Below are 3,479 nucleotides of genomic sequence, written 5' to 3'. Positions count from 1 at the left end.
AAGTACGAAGCCGCCCAGAAGGAGAAGGAAGCTCGCCGCAACCAGGCGAACACCATCCTCAAAGAGGTCCGGTTCCGACTGAAGATCGAGGCGCACGACTACACGACGAAGCTCAAGCGCGCCGAGGGCTTCCTCAAGGCCGGCGACAAGGTGAAGGCGATGATCCTGTTCCGCGGTCGCGAGCAGTCGCGTCCCGAGCAGGGCGTGCGACTTCTCCGCAAGTTCGCGGAAGACGTCGCCGAGCTCGGAACCGTCGAGTCGAACCCGACCATCGACGGTCGCAACATGGTCATGATCGTGGCTCCGCTCAAGAGCAAGTCCGAGGCCAAGCAGGAGCAGAATGCGGTTCGCGACGCGCAGCGTGCAGCGAACAAGCAGGCTGCCCGCGAGGCCAAGAGCGACACCGATGCACCGGCCGAGGCCGCAGCGGAGTAACTCCCGCCCCCAGACTCCCGCACCGCGGGTTGACACCGTCGCCTGAGAAGGCGCCATACGAAGGAAGAGAAGATGCCGAAGCAGAAGACCCACTCGGGTGCTAAGAAGCGCTTCAAGATCACCGGCAGCGGCAAGCTGAAGAAGCAGCAGGCCGGTATGCGCCACAACCTCGAGCACAAGTCGAGCCGGCGTACCCGTCGTCTGAACCAGGACCAGGTGCTGTCGAAGGCCGACACCAAGACGGCCAAGAAGCTTCTCGGCCGCTGACGCGCCCGACGCACGAATAGGAACACAGGAAAATGGCAAGAGTCAAGCGGGCGGTAAACGCCCACAAGAAGCGTCGGGTCATCCTCGAGCGCGCAAAGGGTTACCGCGGTCAGCGTTCGCGCCTGTACCGCAAGGCCAAAGAGCAGGTCATCCACTCGCTGGTCTACTCGTACCGTGACCGTCGCAAGCGCAAGGGCGACTTCCGTCGTCTGTGGATCCAGCGCATCAACGCTGCTGCACGCCAGAACGGCATCACGTACAACCGCTTCATCCAGGGCCTCGGCCTCGCGGGTGTCACCGTCGACCGTCGTATGCTCGCCGACCTCGCGGTCAACGACGCTGCGACCTTCACGACACTGGTCGAGACGGCGAAGAAGGCTCTGCCCTCCGACGTCAACGCTCCGAAGACCGCTGCGTAAGCAGTTCTTCCACACAGAGGACGCTCTCCTTCGGGAGGGCGTCCTCTGTCGTTCTCCTGTCGTTTGCGCGGGAACGCGCCCGCGGTTCTCTAGACTGAGAGCGTGCTGGAGAACCCCCGTTCGCCCCGAGTCCGTGCCGTCGCGAAGCTGACCAAGCGCAGCGCGCGCGCCGAGACCGGTCTGTATCTTCTCGAAGGCCCCCAGGCAGTGCGCGAAGCGCTGACGTACAGTCCCGGTGCGATCGTCGAGCTCTTCGCGACCCCGGCGGGGTGGGAGAAGCATCCTGACATCAGGGCGAAGGCCGTCGACGCCCACATCGAGGTCGAACACGTCACGGAGTACGTGCTGAATGCGATGGCCGACACGGTCACCCCTCAGGGTCTCGTGGCGGTCGTCAGGCAGACGCCCACATCGGTACGCGACATCTTCGCGGCATCCCCGCGTCTCGTGGCGATCTGCGAAGAGGTGCGCGACCCCGGCAACCTCGGGACCATCATCCGGGCCGCCGATGCCGCGGGTGCGGACGCCGTGGTGCTCACCGGCCGCACGGTCGATCCGTACAACCCGAAGGTCGTGCGGGCGACGACAGGGTCGCTCTTCCACCTTCCGGTCTCCGTGGGCGCTGAACTCTCGGATGTCGTGAAGAAGGCCCATGCGGCCGGACTCCGCATCCTCGCCGCCGATGTGAAGGGCGACGATCTGCTGCGCGCCCGCGCGGAGGGAGTGCTCGCCGAGCCGACCGCCTGGCTGTTCGGCAACGAGGCGCGCGGTCTCGAAGACGAGGCTCTGGCTCAGGCCGATCAGGTGCTCAAGCTGCCGATCTTCGGTCGCGCCGAGTCGCTGAACCTCGCCACTGCCGCGAGCGTGTGCCTGTACGAGAGCGCCTTCGCCCAGCGGGCCGCGACCCTGGCCTGACGGGCTGCACCTTCGACCTCGCGCACGGCTGATAGGTTTGTGCCTGCTCGCGCGGAGAAGGGGACCCAGAGTCGATGCGGATTCTGATCGTGGAGGACGACGAGCGCGTCGCCGCCGCGCTCGAGGCGTTTCTCGCGCGGTCCGGCTATGCCACCGTGCATGCGGCTGACGGTGTCTCGGCGCTGGAGATGCTGGGAGCCGACACCGAGGTCGTGCTCCTCGACCTCGGGCTCCCCGACGTCGACGGCATCGACCTGTGTCGCCGTATCCGTGGTCGATCCGAGGTGCCGATCGTCATCGTCACCGCCCGCAACCAGGTGACGGAGCGCATCAAGGGCCTGCGAGCCGGTGCAGACGACTTCGTCGTCAAGCCCTACGACGTGCATGAGCTGCTGGCCCGGATCGAGGCGGTCACTCGACGGTCTCGCCCGGTTCGTCCGGAGTCGGAGGCACGGGTCCTCTTGCAGGACGGCGCGGTGGAGATCGATCTCGTGGCACGGCAGGTCGTCATCGACAGGGCGCCCGTCGAGCTCACACGCAAAGAGTTCGACATCGTGGCGATGCTCGCTCGCTACCCCGGGGTCGCGGTTCCCAAGGAACGGCTGATCCGGGAGGTGTGGAACACCGACTGGCGGGGCTTCGGGCACTCGCTCGAGGTGCACGTCGGGGCGATCCGACGCAAAGCCGGACCCCATCCGCTGATCGAGACCGTGCGCGGCGTCGGATACCGGCTGGCGGGCTCGCGGGCGATGCGCAGGCGTCTGATCATCGTCTTCCTCGTGCCTCTGGTGGCGATCCTGGTGTCGCTGGGTGGGGTCACGGCGTACACGGCGACCCGCAGCATCCAGCAGTCCTTCTACACCGAGCAGCTCGGAGACCTCGGCTACTTCGTGACCAGTGCGCGACAGGCGCTGCGATCGGGCAGCGCGACGGTGATCGACGCCGAGGTGAAGAGGTTCCACGAGGTGTACGGAATCGACGTGGTCGTCTTCGACCTCGCCGGCGGCCAGTGGGCCTCGAGTGCCCTCGTCGACGAGGTGCTCGTCGACGCCGACGCGGCGAGAGTCGCGCTCGCGCTCTCGGGGCGGCGTGCGGATGCGCCCGAGCCCGTGTTCCCGTGGATCGCCGCCGACTCGTCTCTCGTCGAACCGGTGTTCGACGACGGCGACGTGATCGGCGCCGTGATGGTCTCCGCGGATGTCGAGGCGCCACGGACGCAGATCCTGCAGCAGCTCCTGATCCTGACCCTCATCTCGATCCTGCTGATCGGACTCGGAGTGCTCCTGGTGTTCCAGCTGGCGAGGTGGGTGCTCTCGCCGGTGCGGCGGCTCGACGACGCCATGGTCGCGATCGAACGCGGCGAGATGGATGCGCGGGTCGCAGAGGACACGGGTCCGCCCGAGCTGCGACGCCTGACGCGGGTCTTCAACGGCATGGCCGACG

5 protein-coding genes are annotated in these 3,479 nt (G+C 66.8%); all 5 read left to right on the top strand.

The window, feature by feature from the left end:
- A partial coding sequence (gene infC, locus J7E68_RS11120; RefSeq protein ID WP_215172580.1) for a translation initiation factor IF-3 occupies positions 1-435 on the top strand: 435 nt, incomplete at its 5' end.
- 72 nt (positions 436-507) lie between these two features.
- Positions 508-702 (top strand): 50S ribosomal protein L35, encoded by a 195-nt coding sequence (gene rpmI, locus J7E68_RS11115; RefSeq protein ID WP_036278714.1) that lies wholly within the window; start codon positions 508-510, stop codon positions 700-702.
- 32 nt (positions 703-734) lie between these two features.
- Complete coding sequence (rplT, locus tag J7E68_RS11110; protein ID WP_215172578.1) at positions 735-1,121, top strand: 50S ribosomal protein L20; 387 nt, start codon at positions 735-737, stop codon at positions 1,119-1,121.
- Positions 1,122-1,223: 102 nt separating this feature from the next.
- Positions 1,224-2,036, top strand: a complete 813-nt coding sequence (locus J7E68_RS11105; RefSeq protein WP_215172576.1) for an RNA methyltransferase — start codon at positions 1,224-1,226, stop codon at positions 2,034-2,036.
- Between the two features lie 74 nt (positions 2,037-2,110).
- Positions 2,111-3,479: response regulator (locus tag J7E68_RS19800; protein WP_251048901.1), on the top strand; the 1,369-nt coding region annotated here is incomplete at its 3' end.

Source organism: Microbacterium sp. ISL-103 (genome assembly GCF_018613995.1).
In the GTDB taxonomy this organism is placed as follows: Bacteria; Actinomycetota; Actinomycetes; order Actinomycetales; family Microbacteriaceae; genus Microbacterium.
The sequence above is the reverse complement of the archived record's forward strand: the minus strand, read 5'-3'. Positions and strand labels throughout refer to the sequence as shown.

Excerpts from the sequence above, each read along its gene's own strand:
- rplT (WP_215172578.1), top strand. The coding sequence starts at position 735 with ATGGCAAGAGTCAAGCGGGCGGTAAACGCCCACAAGAAGCGTCGGGTC.
- rpmI (WP_036278714.1), top strand. The coding sequence starts at position 508 with ATGCCGAAGCAGAAGACCCACTCGGGTGCTAAGAAGCGCTTCAAGATC.